Origin of the sequence: Piscinibacter sp. XHJ-5 (genome assembly GCF_029855045.1) — a bacterium.
Lineage (GTDB): Bacteria > Pseudomonadota > Gammaproteobacteria > Burkholderiales > Burkholderiaceae_C > Albitalea.
This window is the reverse complement of record NZ_CP123228.1, coordinates 3,697,691-3,712,564: the sequence shown is the minus strand read 5'-3', so window position 1 is coordinate 3,712,564 and position 14,874 is coordinate 3,697,691. Positions and strand designations below refer to the sequence as shown.

Genomic DNA, 14,874 nt, shown 5'->3' with positions numbered 1-14,874 from the left:
TATGCATTGGACTCAATCGCACCTTGCCCCAAGAATCCTGCCACCCGGAGCCACGGCGGCGGAGCATCCGGCCTTGCACCGACTCACGATGCCGCACAGGAGACATCCGTTGAACCCCATGCAGAACATCGTGTTGGTCGCGATCATCGTTTTCTTCGCCGCGCTCGAAATCGGGTCGCGGCGCCACAAGAGTTTTCATGCAACTGCCGACGACACCAAGCTCGAGGCGTTCATGTTCCTCGCGTTGATCGCGTTCTCGCAGCCGTTCATCTTCGCGGTCACGGGAAAGGTTTGCGAGCTCGTGATGCCCGGTCAGCGCGGCGCGTGGGCGGAGCTTCCGTGGTGGGCGCTGGCTGCGATCCTGCTGGTGGGCGACGACATGACCCAGTACTGGTGGCACCGGGTCTCGCACACGCCGCTGATGTGGCCGCTGCACCGGGCGCACCACACCGCGCACTACATGAGCATCCGCATCACCTATCGGAACAATTTCTTCTACTACCTGATGATGCCGGGCCTGTGGATATCCGGCGTGCTGATCTACCTGGGGCTGGGAAGCGTCTATCTCGTCTACATCGTGGTCAAGCTGACGGTGATCCTGGGCGCACACAGCGCGGTGCGCTGGGACGAGCCGCTGTATCGGATCAAGTGGTTGCACCCGCTCGCCTGGGTGCTCGAACGAACGGTGTCGACCCCTGCCACCCACTGGGCTCATCACGCGCTCACGAACGACGACGGCATCGGTCACTACAAGGGAAACTTCGGCAACCTGCTGTTCTTGTGGGACATCGTCTTCGGCACGGCGAAGATCACGCGCCGCTACCCGGCCCACGTCGGCCTGGAGGACGATCTGGTGTACGGCAAGGAGCGTTGGTTCGTGGAGATGTTCTATCCGCTCTTCCAATCGCGACGCGAACAATCGACCCTCGTGCGCAGCCGCACCATCACCGAGACGCCGATCGATGCGGATCCACTGCAGCCAGCGAGCAGCCGGGCGTGAATGCCATGCTGCCGTTGCGCAAGACGCAAATGCTGGCTTTCGATCCGGAAGTCATGGCGATGGCGTTGCAAGACGGCGTGCTCGAGCACGTGCAGCTCGAGCCGGGTGTGTTCCGCGGCCAGATCGCTCACACCGCGACGCCCGGCAGCCGAGTCGATTGGGGCCGCTACGGGTTGTCCGTTCTCGCGCGCGGCGACACCACGCGCGACATGGTCACGATCACGCTGCCCCTCGGCGGGCACGGCGCCTGGCGCGTTCACGGGCGTGACGCGAACGTCGGCGACATCGTCATCTTTCCGGAGTGCGGTGAACTCCTGGTGACCCTCCCGCCCGAGGCGCAGTGGTTGTCGGTGCAGGTGCCGCGCTGCCGCCTCGAAGCGGCGGAGCTGGAGCCGGCGTTGTGTCGAGGCGGGTGCCCGCGGCGTGCCAAGGGTGAGATCGATGCCGGCCTGCAGGCGACGCTTGCTTCGCTGGCCCCGGTCCTGGCGCCGCACGACAGCAGTGCCATCGCCGGCGATGCCGAGATGCAACGGGCGCATGATGAGTTGCTTGCCGCTCTGTTCTGCGAGTTGGCGCGTCGTGGCGGCTCGGCCGATGCCAGCGCGGCGCTGAGCCCAGGCGAACGCTGGCGCGTGGTCCGCCGCGCCGAGGATTACCTCGACGGCCGTGGCGACGAGTCGGTCCGCATCGACGATCTGTGCGTTGCGGCCTGCACGAGCCTGTCGCGTCTCGAGCGCTCGTTCCATGAGGTCTTCGGCGTCGGGCCGCGGCGCTTCCTGATGCTGCGCCGGCTCGCTGCGGTGCGCCGAGAGCTGCTGCGCGCCGATGCCGGCACCTCGGTCACCGACGTGGCCACGCGCTGGGGTTTTTTCCACCTCGGCCGCTTCTCGCAGGAGTACAGGCTGCACTACGGCGAGCGCCCGTCGCAGACCTTGAGCCAGCTTCGCGGCGTGGTGCCGACGCCGGTGCACGCGGCCTGACCGCGGCGCCAAGTCGCCGGAAAGCGGATAGGCGGCATGGCGCCGCGTCTTCAAGATGGCGGTCAACCTGGAGACACCCCATGCCCAAGCTGTCGGTCATCGACCTGGCGATGTTCCTGCTCGAAACGCCCGAGCGTCCTTTCAACGTCGGCCCGCTGGTGCTGCTTCGCCCGCCGAAGGGCGCGCGGCGGTTTGCCGACCGGCTGCACGAGCGCATGCTCGCGCATGAGCCGGGTCCGCCGTTCAACTACCGGCTGCAGCTTTCGCTGTCGCGGCTTCCAAGCGTCGAACCGATGACGGGGGCAGACCTTTCGAAGCATGTCCATCGACTCACGTTGACCGGCGACGGCTCGATGGACGACCTCATGGCCAAGGTTTGCGAGTTGCACGAGCGCCCGCTGTCGCGTGACGGCTTGCTGTGGCAGTTCTACGTGATCGACGGCTTGTCCGATGGCCGCGTGGCGCTGTACAGCAAGGTACACCACGGCATCATCGACGGGCGTGGATTCGTCGAAGCCGTGACGCACTGGTTCTCGAACGATCCGAAGGATCGCCAAGTCAGGGCACTGTGGCAGGGCGTGCCGCGCGCAAGCCATGCTCGGGAACGGGTCGGCGCCGACCCGACTGCTGCGCCGCGCGTGGCGCGAGCCGGCTTGCCCGGCCTGCTGCAGGAGTCCGGCGGCATGCTGCGCTCCGGCACGGCCCTGTGCCGCATGCTGGCCGCGCAGGGCCGGCGCAGCGTGGGGCTGGGCGGCAAGGCGATGGACTTTCCGTTTGTCCGTGTTCCACAGGTGCTCAGCGGCGTGGCGAGCGCCAGGCGCAACTACGCGTTCGCGACCTTGCCCCTTTCCGAGCTCAAGGCGCTCGGAAAGGCCGAAGGGGCGACCGTCAACGACATGCTGCTCACAGTGCTCGACGGCGGGCTGGACCGCTACCTTGCCGGGCAGCCGCAGCGTCCGTCCAGGCCGCTGGTGGTCGACATGCCGGTCGCCCTCCCAGGCGCGAGCGGCGGCAACCAGATCGCGGTCCTGCAATTGGCCATGGGCCAGCCCGGCACAGGCGCGCGCGAGCGCCTGGCCGCCATCCGCGAGGAGACCGCACGCGTCAAGGCGGCCGTGAAGGGCAACTCCAGCGAGACGGTGATGCTCTACACCACGCTCGTGCACGCGCTGCCGACGCTCCTCGAGCGGGTCGGCATCAAGCGCCCGCTGCTGGTGTCGAACCTGGTGTTTTCGAACCCCTTCGGTTTCGAGGGCCGGCAGTACTTGATGGGTGCCGAGGTCGAGCTGGCATTGCCGATGTCGGTGGTGGCCGCGGGCCAGATGCTCAACGTCACCGTGGTCACGCTCGGTGATTTGCTGCAGGTCGGGTTCCTCGGCATTCCCGGTGCGGTCGATCGCATCGACGAGCTGCCGCGATGCACACGCGAGGCTTTCGACGCGCTGAAGCTCGAACTGGACGCACCCGCCCCGACGAGCACGCGCAAGGCAAAGCCTGGGCCGCCGCGCGCCCCGCGTGCGGCGACCGCGCGTGTGGCTCGCAAGCACGCGGCGGCGTGAGGTCGACTTGCGCAGGCTCCTGCTCAACACGCTGCTGCGCCGGCTCGTCAAGCCGATATGGCGGCGCGCGCCGTCGATCGAGCTGCTGCGTCGCCGGGCGTCGATGATCGATCGTCGCTTCGGCTCCGGCACGGCGCCCGGGGCCGCACAGGCAGAGCGTCTGTCCGATCAGGTCAGCGCGCAGTGGCTCGTTCCGGCGGATCGAGCGCACGACGGCGCGATCCTGTACCTGCATGGCGGCGCGTTCTGCGTCCATCTGCCCGGGCTCTATCGCGACTTCTGCCTGGACCTGGCACGCCGCACGAGGGTGCCGGTACTGCTGCCGGAGTACCGTCTCGCGCCCGAGCACCCGGCTCCCGCGGCACTCGACGACTGCGAGCTGGCCTACCGCCGCCTGCTGCGCGAGCTGCCGGCGCATCGCATCGTGGTGGCCGGCGATTCAGCGGGCGGCAATCTCGCGCTGGCACTGCTGCAGCGCTGCAAGCGCACCGGGCTGCCGCTGCCGGCCGGCGCCGTGTTGCTGTCGCCGGCGACCGACCTGAGCGGTGAAGGCTGGTCGATGCACTACAACGAACGGCGCGACGTGATGTTCACGGCGCACGTGCTGGACGTGGTCGTCGACCACTACCTGCCTGGCATGCTGGCCGACGACCCCGAGGTCTCGCCGCTGCATGGCGATTGGAGCGGCCTGCCTCCGCTGCGCTTTCACGCCTCCAGCTCGGAGATGCTGCTCGACCACAGCCTGCGCGCCGTCGAACGGGCGCGGCTGCAGGGCATCGATGCGCAGGCCAAGGTGTGGCTCGATCTTCCGCACGTCTTCCCGATGTTCGGCCTGCTCCACGAGGCCCACCAGTGCCGCGCGGAGATCGCTGCCTTCATCTGCGACCGGCTCGCCGCGGCCGGGACGGCGATTGACGAAAAGTGGATAGCCGACACCGAACCCCTGCTCATACAGTGACCGGCATCGAGCAAGGCACCGGACAGGAGCATCCCATGACCACCCGAACGCGCGCATCTCAAGCGCCCAAACGCGCAGTCCCCATGAAGTCATCGCAGCGCACCACGTCAAAGGCCAACGCGATGGTCGAGCGGTCGGGCTTGGCAGGCCGTCTCGGCATCCGTTGGCGCAAGGACGTCAAAGCAATCTTGAGCGCCGGTCGGGTCTCTTTCGCCGGGATCCAGGCGGTGCTGGGCCGCGCGACCGTGTTGAGCAAGGAAGCCGCTGGCGAGTGGCGCACCGCGGCCCGCGTGATGGCGGAGATCGGACCGCAGGAAAGCGCGCGGCTCGTTCACAAGCTGGCCATCGCGGCTTTCGAGTTCGCGCTCGCCGACATCCGCGAATTGGCCGAGCTCGCCGCCAGCTCGCAGTGCGAGGCCTTGGGCGTCGTGCGCCGGCGGATCGACCAAAACGTCGACGACGTGCGGCGCCTGTTGCGCGCCTGATTCACCGAACCGAGGAAACCGACATGTCGAGGAAACACTGGCTCGTCAACTACGGCAGCACCCCGCACGAGATCGACCCCGATGCCCATCGATCGGTGGTCGAGATGATGGACCAGGCCATGAAGCGCTTCGCGGACCTTCCGGCGATGCGCTGCGCCGGCCAGACGCTGACCTATGCCGACATCGACCGCCTGTCGCGCGACTTCGCGGCTTACCTGCAGGGCAGGCTCGGCGTGAAGAAGGGCGACCGCGTCGCAGTAATGACGCCCAACCTGCTGGCCTTCCCGATCGCCTTCCTCGGCATCATCCGCGCCGGCGCCGCGCAGGCCAACGTGAACCCGATGTACACGCCGCGCGAGCTCGAGCATCAGCTCAACGACGCGGGCGTCGAGACCATCGTCGTCTTCGGCGGTGTCAGCGCCACCGTCGCCGAAGTGATGCCCAGGACCGGCCTGAAGACCGTCATCACGGTCAACGTGGGCGACGGCAGTGGCGTCGCCCTGCCGAGCCCGCCGGTCGATGCACGCCTGGGCCGTGCGATCGCATTCGCCGATGCATTGGCCGAAGGCGCGACTCTGCCCTTCACGCCGGTCGACATCGACGGCGACGACCTGCTGTTCCTGCAGTACACCGGCGGCACCACCGGGCTGTCGAAGGGGGCGGCGCTGTCGCACCGCAACCTGGTCGCCAACACCGAGCAGTTCAAGTCCTTCATGCCCGACAGCCTGCGCCCGGGCCAGGAGGTGATCGTCACCGCGATCCCGCTGTATCACATCTTCGCGCTGATGGTGAACTTCATCACCTACTTCTCGGTCGGCGCGGACAACTGGCTCGTGCCGAACCCGCGCGACTTCGACAACTTCCTCGACACGCTGAAGAAGGCGCGTCCCAGCGTCTTCATGGGTGTCAACACGCTCTATGCTGGCCTGGTCGCCCACCCGCGCAGCAAGGAAGTCGACTGGAGCAACCTGTGCCTGGCAGGCGGTGGCGGCTCTGCCGTGATCGGCACGGTGTCCGAGAAGTGGCGCGCGCTCACCGGCACGTTCATCCGCGAGGGCTACGGCTTGTCGGAGACCAGCCCCGTGCTCAGCTTCAACCCGGCCGCGGTGCGCGAGTTCACCGGCACCACCGGGATGCCGCTGCCGTCCACCGACATCAAGCTGCTCGACGACGAGGGGCGCGAGGTCGGCATCGGCGAGGCCGGCGAGATCTGCGCGAAGGGCCCGCAGGTGATGAAGGGCTACTGGCGACAGCCCGAGGCCAACGCCGCGGCCTTCACTGCCGACGGCTACTTCCGCACCGGCGACATCGGCATGTTCGACGACGAGGGGTTCTTGAAGATCGTCGACCGCAAGAAGGACATGGTCCTCGTCTCGGGTTTCAACGTCTATCCGAACGAGATCGAGGCCGTGGCCACCGGTTGCGCCGGCGTCGCCGAGTGCGCCTGCGTCGGCGTGCCCGACGAAAAGACCGGCGAGGCGGTCAAGCTCTTCGTGACGAAGGCGCCGAACGTTGCGCTCAGCGAGGCCGACGTGATCGCGCATTGCCGCCAGCAACTCGCCGCCTACAAGGTGCCGAAGTTCGTGCGTTTCGTCGACGCGCTGCCCAAGTCGACGGTGGGCAAGATCCTGCGCCGCGAACTGCGCGACATCGCTTGATGAAGAACGGAATTGAAATGGAACACAAGTACACCGCATCGGTCGACACCGTCTTCGGCCTGCTCACCGACCCGAAATGGCTCGAGCACCGCAGCCTCGCGCTGGGTGAACTGAGCGCGAGCTGCAAGACGAAGAAGGGCCAAGGCGTCGTCGTGACGATGAAGCGCCGCGTGCGGCGCGAGCTGTCGCCCCTCATCTCCAGGGTGCTCAACCCGGAAAGCGACCTCGAGTTCGAAGAGCGCTGGTCGGGTGACGCCAAGGGCTACCGCGGGACGTTCATGATGCAGATCGTCGGCAAGCCGATCAGCGTGAACGCCGAGTTCGAGCTGCTGCCGCAAGGCAAGGGGTGCGTCTATCGCATCCGGCACGAGGCCAAGGTCAAGGTGCCGCTGATCGGCGGCGTGATCGAGAAGTTCGTCATCGGGCAGACGCAACAGGGCTGCGCCGACGAACTGGCCTACCTGACGGAATTCCTGAAGAAGAACCGCTAGTCGCTTCCCACGAAATGAATGCATCGGAGACACATGTGAAGCACATCCCCCATCTGACGATCGGCCTGGTCGCAGCCGCACTCGCACTCGCCGCGCAGGCCCAGGCCCTGGCGCCCAAGGACGCCACCGAAGCCACCCGCGCGGCCAACCGTGCGCTCGCGGCCACGCTGCCGTTGGCCGACAAGCGCTCGTTCGACGACGCCAAGCGCGGGCTCATCGAAGCGCTGGGTGACCAGGCCATCATGGGCCCGCAAGGCCGGCCCGCGTGGACGCTCAAGGGCTACGAGTTTCTCGCCAAGGAAGAAGCGCCCGACACCGTGAACCCGGCGCTGTGGCGCCACGCGCGCGTCAACCTGGGGGCCGGCCTGTTCAAGGTCACCGACGGCATCTACCAGCTGCGCGGGTTCGATCTCTCCAACATGACGGTCATCGAAGGCAAGACCGGGCTGATCATCGTCGACCCGCTGGTCACGAACGAAACGGCCAAGGCCGCGCTCGACGCGTACTACAAGCACCGGCCGCGCAAGCCGGTCGTGGCGGTGATCTATTCGCACAGCCACGTCGACCACTTCGGCGGCGTGCGCGGAGTCGTCAACGGCGACGACGTGGCCGCCGGCAAGGTCCAGATCATCGCTCCGGCGGGGTTCATGGAGGAGGCCGTGGGCGAGAACGTGATCGCCGGCAGCGCGATGTCCAGGCGCGCGATGTACCAGTTCGGCCCGCTGCTGCCGCGCGGCGAGAAGGGCCAGGTCGACGCCGGTCTCGGCAAGTCGGGTTCCCTCGGCACGATCAGCCTGATACCGCCGACGGTGCTGATCGAGAAGACCATCGAGACACACCGCGTCGACGGCGTCGAAATCGTCTTCGAGCTCACGCCCGGGGCCGAAGCGCCGTCCGAGCTGATCATGTACTACCCGCAGTCCAGGGTGCTGAACATGACGGAGATCGCGACCCAGAACATGCACAACCTGGTGCCGATGCGCGGGGCGCTGGTGCGCGACGCCTTGATCTGGTCCAAGCACATCGGTGGCGCGCTGCAGCGCTACGGCGCCAAAAGCGACGTGATGATCGCCCAGCACAACTGGCCCGTGTGGGGCACGGACCGCGTGCAGACGTTCCTGAAGAACCAGCGCGACACCTACAAGTTCCTCCACGACCAGACGGTGCGCCTGATGAACCAGGGCTACGTCGGCGCCGAGATCGCCGACGCGGTGAAGATGCCGGCCAGTCTCAGGGCGGACTGGTCGACCTACGGCTTCTACGGTGACCTCAAACACAACATCAAGGCCATCTACCAGCGCTACCTCAGCTACTACGACGGCAACCCCGCCAACCTCGCGGCGCTGCCGCCGGTGCCCGCGGCGCAGAAGGCAGTCGACTACATGGGGGGCGCCGCGGCCGTGCTGCAGCGTGCCCGCGCCGATTTCGCGAAGGGCGAGTACCGCTGGGTGGCGCAGATCGGGTCGCAGCTGGTCTTCGCCGATCCGGGCAACCAGGAAGCGCGCGGTCTGGCCGCCGACGCCTACGAGCAGCTCGGCTACCAGGCTGAATCGGCGACAGCGCGCAACGCGTACCTGCAAGGCGCCGCGGATCTGCGCAACGGCTCGCCCAAGGTGCCGGCTTTCGTCACCCAGTCGCCCGACGTGGTGCGTTCGCTGACGCTCGACATGTTCTTCGACTACCTTGGCGTGCGCCTGAACGGCGACAAGGCAGCGGGCAAGACGATCGTGCTGAACTGGCAGTTCACCGATGTGAAGCAGAGCTACGTCCTGAACCTCGAGAACAGTGCGTTGACGTACGTCGCCGGTGCCCAGTCGGAGACCGCGGACGCGACACTGACGCTGACGCGGGCGACGCTGGACGAGATCTCGTTGCAGAGAACCACGTTCCCCGCCGCCCTGCAGGCCGGGCAGATCGTGGTCCAGGGCAAGCGAGAGAAGGTGGCCGAGCTGCTGGGCATGCTGGAAACCTTCCCGAACGTCTTCCCGATGATCGAGCCGCGCGCTGCGCACTGAGCGCAGGCACCGATCGCAGCTCATGCATCCACGAGCGCCCCGAACAATGGCAAACACTTCATTCGATTTCGACTGGCTGGTCATCGGATCGGGTTTCGGCGGCAGCGTGTCTGCGCTGCGCCTCTCCGAGAAGGGCTACAAGGTCGGCGTGCTCGAATGCGGGCGGCGCTATCGCGATGAGGATTTCGCGAAGAGCACATGGCAGCTCACGCGCTTCCTGTGGGCGCCGCTGCTCGGGCTCAGAGGCATCCTGCGACTCGTGCCGTTCAAGGACGTCTTCGCCGCGAGCGGCTCGGGTGTCGGTGGCGGCAGCATCGTCTACGCGAACACGCTGTACCGTGCCAAGCCCGCCTTCTTCGGCAATGTGCAGTGGGGCGACCTGGCCGCGTGGGACTCTGTGCTGCGCCCGCACTACGACACGGCCGAGCGCATGCTTGGCGTGCAGACCGTGCCGTTCGATTCGGTCAACCAGCAGCTGATCCGCGACATGGCCAGGCACTTCGGCACCGAAGACTCCTTCACCCGCACACCGAACGCCGTCTACTTCGGAACACCCGGCAAGAAGGTCGCCGATCCGTACTTCGGCGGCGAGGGCCCGGAGCGCACCGGCTGCACGCGCTGCGGCGCATGCATGGTGGGGTGCCGCGTCGGGGCCAAGAACACCCTGCTGAAGAACTACCTGTGGTTCGCCGAGAAGCGCGGCGCTACGGTGCTGCCGCAGCATCAAGTCGTCGACGTGGCCCCGCTGGGAGCGGCCGACGGCAGCGACGGCTACCGCGTGACCACGCAGCGGCCTGGCGCATGGTTCTTCAAGGGCCGCAAGACCTTCACGGCGGGCGGCGTGGTGTTCGCCGCCGGATCGCTGGGCACCAACCATCTGCTCGCCAACTGCAAGCACGGCGGTTCCCTGCCGCGCGTGAGCGACCGGCTCGGTGAACTCGTGCGCACCAACAGCGAATCCATCCTCACGGTGCGCCTGCCCGAGGACCGCAAGACCTGGAACGACGTGGCCATCAGCTGCAGCATCCACGTCGACCACGACACGCACATCGAGCTGGTCAACTACGGCCGCAATGCCGACTTCATGTCGCTGCTCTACACCGTCCTGGTCGGCAAGGGCAGCCGCGTGACGCGGCCGCTGATGTGGCTCGGCAGCATCATGCGCCATCCGCTGCAATGGCTGAAAACGCTGTGGCCTGCCGGTTGGAGCCGTCGCATGGTCATGTTGCTGGTGATGCAGGCGCTCGACAACGCCATCGCGCTGCGTGCGAAGAAGCGCCTCTTCGCGCACGGCTACAGCCTTCGCACGGAGCAGGACCGCGACAAGCCGAACCCGACCTTCATCGCCGGAGGCAATGCAGCGGCTGCCTGGCTGGCCGGGCACACCGGCGGCATCGCGCAGAGCAACGTGCTCGAAGCGCTCGGCAACATACCGACCACGGCGCACCTGCTCGGCGGTGCCGTCATCGGCGGCGACGCGAGCTGCGGCGTGGTAGACAAGAACCTGCGCGTTTTCGGCTACGAGAATCTGCTCGTCTGCGATGGTGCCGCGATGCCGGCGAACCCCGGCGTCAATCCATCGCTCACCATCACCGCGCTGGCTGAGCACGCGATGGCGCAGATCCCGCCTGGCGCATCGGCGCCGCGCGGACAACCGTTCCTTCAGTCCGTCGGAGTCGCCGCATGAGTACCGTCCTGACAGCCGTTGAAGGAAACGTGATCGAGGCCGACGAGATCGCGCGCATGCGCCGTCTCTTCGATCTGCAGCACAGCGCGTTCGAGGCGATGCCGTATCCCGACCTTGCAGCGCGCAAGGCCAAGCTGCGCCGCCTGATCGATGCGTTGCGCCGGCACCAGGATGCCATCGTGACCGCAGTGAACGCCGATTTTGGCGTGCGCGCCGGCGCCGAGACCAAGCTGGTCGAGGTGATGGGGCCGATCCTCGAGGCGCGGCATGCGCTGTCGCACCTGCGCGGCTGGATGAAGCCGCGTCGGCGCAGCACCGAGCTGCTGTTCCTGACCAACAGCGCCAGGGTCGAATATCAGCCGAAAGGCGTGGTCGGCATCATCGGCACCTGGAACTTCCCGCTCTACCTGACCCTCGGCCCGCTGATCGCGGCATTGGCGGCGGGCAACCGGGCGATGATCAAGGTCTCGGAGTTTTCGCCGCGCACCACCGCGCTCTTGCGCACGATGCTGGGTGAATGCTTTGCGGAAGACGAAGTCGCGGTATGCGGTGGCGCGGTCGATGCCGCGCAGGCCTTCAATGCATTGCCGTTCAACCACTTGGTGTTCACCGGTTCGCCGCGCGTCGGCCGCGAGGTCATGCGCGCAGCGTCCGAGAACCTCACCCCGGTGACGCTGGAGCTCGGAGGAAAGTCGCCCGCGATCGTCGGCATCGGCGCCGACCTGCGCGATGCAGCGCTGCGCATCGCACACGGAAAGGCGTTCAATGCCGGGCAGATCTGCGTTGCACCCGACTACGCGCTCGTGCCACGCGGAAAAGCGGCAGAGTTCGCGGCCGCGGTGCGCGATGCATTCGGCAAGCTGTACCCGAGCGTGCACGGCAACGCCGAATACACCAGCATCATCACCGAACGGCATGCCGCGCGGCTGCGCCATCTGCTCGACGATGCACGAAGCAAGGGAGCGACGCTGCTGTCATGCGGCGATGCTGCCGCCGCAGGGCGCCAGATGGCGCTGACGGTAGTGACCGATGTGAACGACAGCATGCAGCTGATGCAGGAAGAGATCTTCGGACCGATCCTGCCGGTGCTGGAGTACGACCGTCTGGACGACGCGATGGCGCGGGTGCGCAGTGGCGAGCGGCCGCTGTCGCTTTACGCCTTCGGCCTGAGCACTGCCGAGGAAGCGCGCGTGCTCAAGGAGACGCATGCCGGGGGCGTGACGCTCAACGATTGGGGCTGGCATGTCTTCCAGCACGACCTGCCGTTCGGCGGCATCGGAAATTCGGGCATGGGAACCTATCACGGCGAAGAAGGCTTTCGCGAGCTGTCGCACGCCAAGTCCGTATTCAAGAGGCACCGCTGGTTCCCGATCGGGCTGTTCTATCCGCCGTATGGGAACGTGGTGCAGCGGCTGTCCATGCGCTTCTATCTTGGCAGGACCCACTGACCACGGCGGCTTGCCTCGGCTCTGGCGCAAACGCCAGCTTTGCGGCGGTTGAATGGATCGGTGCAATACCCGCTCTGGTCGGGAGCGCGAGTTCGAGCGGTGGAGAAGCGGTCGCCGATGCGGCGTGAACCGTCTCGTGGAGGTCCTACGACCGCCGTACCTCGTACAGCTGACGTGCTCCGGTAGCGGGCCATTCAAGACGCGAGCGACCCACTGCGGTCTTACAAATCGCACGACTCAACGCCACAGAGCCGCCTCCCAACGATGGGCTACCCGAGCCGATGATTTCGCAGCCTCGATCAAGGCACCTGCCTGAGAGCCGCCGTCTGTGCGGAGCAGCGCTGGGCCCTGTCACTCACTTCCCAGCCCCGTGCCACGGATCTTCGGCAGGCGATCCTCGCGCTCGCGAAGCAGCCAGTAGACGACGCCCAGAACCAGTGTGGCAAGCGCCAATGCGGCAATGGTCTCCGCGCCAGTGGCCTTGCTGTCCAGAATGATGAATTTCCTCTCTCTGCCGGTGGTTTGACGTGCATTCTGCGCGCGGGCAAGGAATGCCGACCTTTTCCATGCGTCGAAGGAGGTGCCGTTGCGAGACAGCTCGGCAATGGTTGTGGCGGTTGCACCGTGGCTGGCTCACAACTCGCCCGGGCGCGTCGGCAGATGGCCTGGCATCAGCACCTCGCCGTTCGGGCCCCACTCGAGCTGCGTGATGCCCGGCTCCAGCGCCTCGAGGCGGCGCCGTTCCAGCTCGTCGAACGCGACACCGTAGCGGCGGCATTCCGGCGCAATCATCATCGCCCGATAACGGCGAATCGAAACCGTGCAGGATTGCGCACGAAAGCGCGGCTCCGGCACGCCGAACCCGTCCGCGCCGGCTTTCAGTTCACCAAGGTCGTGATGCTCTTGGCCGGTAGCAGGACGGTGAACGCATTGCCGCTCACGCCGATGGCCGGCTGCCGCTCGAACGTCGCGGTCGCGGTCGTGCGGTAGGGCGTCAAGGCGGTCAACGCGCGACTCGCGGGATTGATCGATGCCGAGAGGTTCACGTCGACGGCGTTCTCGTTCACGAGCACCACCACCGCCTTGTTGTCGGCGGCGCCCGACGGCGTCCCGAACGCGGAAACGCGCACGCCTTTCTGCGGGAGCGAGGTGGTGTCGTAGCGAACGTAGCCCGGACGAATGAAATACGAGTAGTGCTTCATGCCGATCCCGAAATAGGTCGGCGTGTCGTTCGTGCCGATCAAGCCGGTCGGCGTCGAGTCGTTGGAATTGACGAGCCACCAATGGACGTATGCGTTGTACTGCGACAGCGTCAAGCCGTCGTGGATTTCCTTCGCGATGGCCATCGCATCGTCGATGCTGGTGAGCCAGGAAGACTTGGCGTCGGATTTGTTGACCGAGTCCAGGAAGTGCTCGGTCATCCAAACTTCCTTGCCGAGCTTCGCGGCCGATCCGGGGTAGCTCGCGGCGCCTCCGTACAGGTGTCCGCCGACGATCCCGATGTTGCCGGCGGCCTTGGGGTCCGCGAGCAGCGTGTCGGTGGTTGCCTGCGAGAAGTAGAAGGATTCCGGCGCCATGAGCTTGGTGGGCGTGCCGGAGATCGCGCTCGCGCCGTAGGCGCCGGCCCAGGACTTCATTTCATCGGCGCTCCACAGGCAGGATTCATAGGTTTGGGGATCCCAGTCCGGCTCGTTCTGGAGCGACACGGCGTACAGATTCACATTGCGGCTGGCGGCATACCGGATGTAGGCGTTCAGGTACTTGGCGTAGTTCGCGTACATCGCAGGATCCAGGCGCCCGCTGTACAAAGGATTGCTGCGATCCGTGTTGACGATCTTCATGCTCGCCGGCGGTGACCAAGGCGTGGCAAAGACGATGGCGCCGCGTGCCTGGGCGGCCGCGCCGTTGTCGAGCTCCGCGGACCATTGGCTCGTGTCGGCAGTCTGTGTGGACGCGTTCCAGTCGGCCGGCGCGATCCGCAGCCGGAGAATGCTCAATCCGAGACTGTCGGCGAGGCCGGTGCCGAACAGCACATTCAGGCGACCGTCCGACATCTTGCTGTAGTACCAGGCGGCCGAGCCGCCGAATCCACGAATCGTTTGCTTGGGAACACCGAAGTCGATGGCCGCCGTGTTCGAAGCGGGCGTGACGGTCAGCGCCGTGCTGACGGTAGCCGACCTGTAGTGCGCACTGTCCGTGGGAACGAACGTGGCTTGAATGATGGCGGTCCCGGCGGCGCTGGCCGTCGCCGCGCTCAGCGGTTTGCCGTCCACGGTCATGTAGGACGCCGGATCGGCTCTGCCTCGGATGCCGTAGAGCGCGTACGGCGCCGTCGTGATCTGCGCGGCCGTCAGTGCGGAACCCTGGAGCGCGGCCGAGGGGTAATCCCAGCGGACCGGCGGCTCGGCCTTGTTGACCGTCAGCGTCCGCGCGGCGGTACTCGTCGCATACCGGATCTTGTCCTGCGGCGTGAACGTCACCGACAGCGACCGGACTCCGACCTCGAGCTTCGTTCCCGCTGCCGGCGAATAGGTGAAGGTGCCGGGAACGCTCGATCGTGCGTTCAACTGCGCCGAGCTGAGTGCCGTGCCCC

At 66.6% G+C, this 14,874-nt stretch carries 12 protein-coding genes and 1 pseudogene; 10 read left to right on the top strand and 3 right to left on the bottom strand.

Annotation, left to right across the window (positions count from 1 at the left end; genetic code table 11):
• The first annotated feature begins 118 nt into the window (after nt 1-118).
• The 10 genes from P7V53_RS17495 (at nt 119) to P7V53_RS17450 (ending at nt 12,281) form a co-directional block, all read left to right on the top strand.
• Nucleotides 119-1,000: a sterol desaturase family protein gene (locus P7V53_RS17495; protein ID WP_280156546.1), complete on the top strand. Its 882-nt coding sequence runs from the start codon at nt 119-121 to the stop codon at nt 998-1,000.
• A 5-nt stretch (nt 1,001-1,005) separates the two neighbouring features.
• Entirely contained in the window at nt 1,006-1,980 is a 975-nt protein-coding gene (locus tag P7V53_RS17490; RefSeq protein ID WP_280156545.1) for a helix-turn-helix domain-containing protein, read from the top strand.
• Between the two features lie 80 nt (nt 1,981-2,060).
• On the top strand, nt 2,061-3,539 hold the full coding sequence (locus P7V53_RS17485) for a wax ester/triacylglycerol synthase domain-containing protein (RefSeq protein WP_280150733.1): 1,479 nt from the start codon (nt 2,061-2,063) through the stop codon (nt 3,537-3,539).
• Nucleotides 3,540-3,546: 7 nt separating this feature from the next.
• Complete coding sequence (locus P7V53_RS17480) at nt 3,547-4,497, top strand: alpha/beta hydrolase (RefSeq protein WP_280150732.1); 951 nt, start codon at nt 3,547-3,549, stop codon at nt 4,495-4,497.
• A gap of 35 nt (nt 4,498-4,532) precedes the next feature.
• Nucleotides 4,533-4,982: a phasin family protein gene (locus tag P7V53_RS17475; protein WP_280150731.1), complete on the top strand. Its 450-nt coding sequence runs from the start codon at nt 4,533-4,535 to the stop codon at nt 4,980-4,982.
• Between the two features lie 23 nt (nt 4,983-5,005).
• Nucleotides 5,006-6,640 (top strand): AMP-binding protein, encoded by a 1,635-nt coding sequence (locus tag P7V53_RS17470; RefSeq protein WP_280150730.1) that lies wholly within the window; start codon nt 5,006-5,008, stop codon nt 6,638-6,640.
• Nucleotides 6,641-6,657: 17 nt separating this feature from the next.
• Nucleotides 6,658-7,131, top strand: a complete 474-nt coding sequence (locus tag P7V53_RS17465; RefSeq protein WP_280150729.1) for a DUF2505 domain-containing protein — start codon at nt 6,658-6,660, stop codon at nt 7,129-7,131.
• A gap of 35 nt (nt 7,132-7,166) precedes the next feature.
• Nucleotides 7,167-9,146, top strand: coding sequence for an alkyl sulfatase dimerization domain-containing protein (locus P7V53_RS17460; protein WP_280150727.1), 1,980 nt, complete (start codon nt 7,167-7,169; stop codon nt 9,144-9,146).
• 22 nt (nt 9,147-9,168) lie between these two features.
• Nucleotides 9,169-10,833, top strand: a complete 1,665-nt coding sequence (locus tag P7V53_RS17455) for a GMC family oxidoreductase (RefSeq protein WP_280150725.1) — start codon at nt 9,169-9,171, stop codon at nt 10,831-10,833.
• Nucleotides 10,830-12,281 (top strand): coniferyl aldehyde dehydrogenase, encoded by a 1,452-nt coding sequence (locus tag P7V53_RS17450; protein ID WP_280150724.1) that lies wholly within the window; start codon nt 10,830-10,832, stop codon nt 12,279-12,281. Before P7V53_RS17455 ends, P7V53_RS17450 begins: the two co-directional genes overlap by 4 nt.
• 351 nt (nt 12,282-12,632) lie before the next feature.
• On the opposite strand, the pseudogene P7V53_RS17445 reads toward P7V53_RS17450, so the two are convergent.
• The 3 genes and pseudogenes from P7V53_RS17445 to P7V53_RS17435 all read right to left on the bottom strand — a co-directional run.
• A pseudogene (locus P7V53_RS17445) lies at nt 12,633-12,788 on the bottom strand (phosphate-starvation-inducible PsiE family protein); the annotation flags it as partial.
• 126 nt (nt 12,789-12,914) lie between these two features.
• Nucleotides 12,915-13,136 carry a hypothetical protein gene (locus tag P7V53_RS17440; RefSeq protein ID WP_280150722.1) on the bottom strand — a complete coding sequence of 74 codons (222 nt, stop codon included), beginning with the start codon at nt 13,134-13,136 and terminating at the stop codon, nt 12,915-12,917.
• 23 nt (nt 13,137-13,159) lie between these two features.
• A complete protein-coding gene (locus P7V53_RS17435) occupies nt 13,160-14,848 on the bottom strand; it encodes a glycoside hydrolase family 30 beta sandwich domain-containing protein (protein WP_280150721.1) in 1,689 nt (562 codons plus the stop codon).
• Nucleotides 14,849-14,874 lie beyond the last annotated feature (26 nt).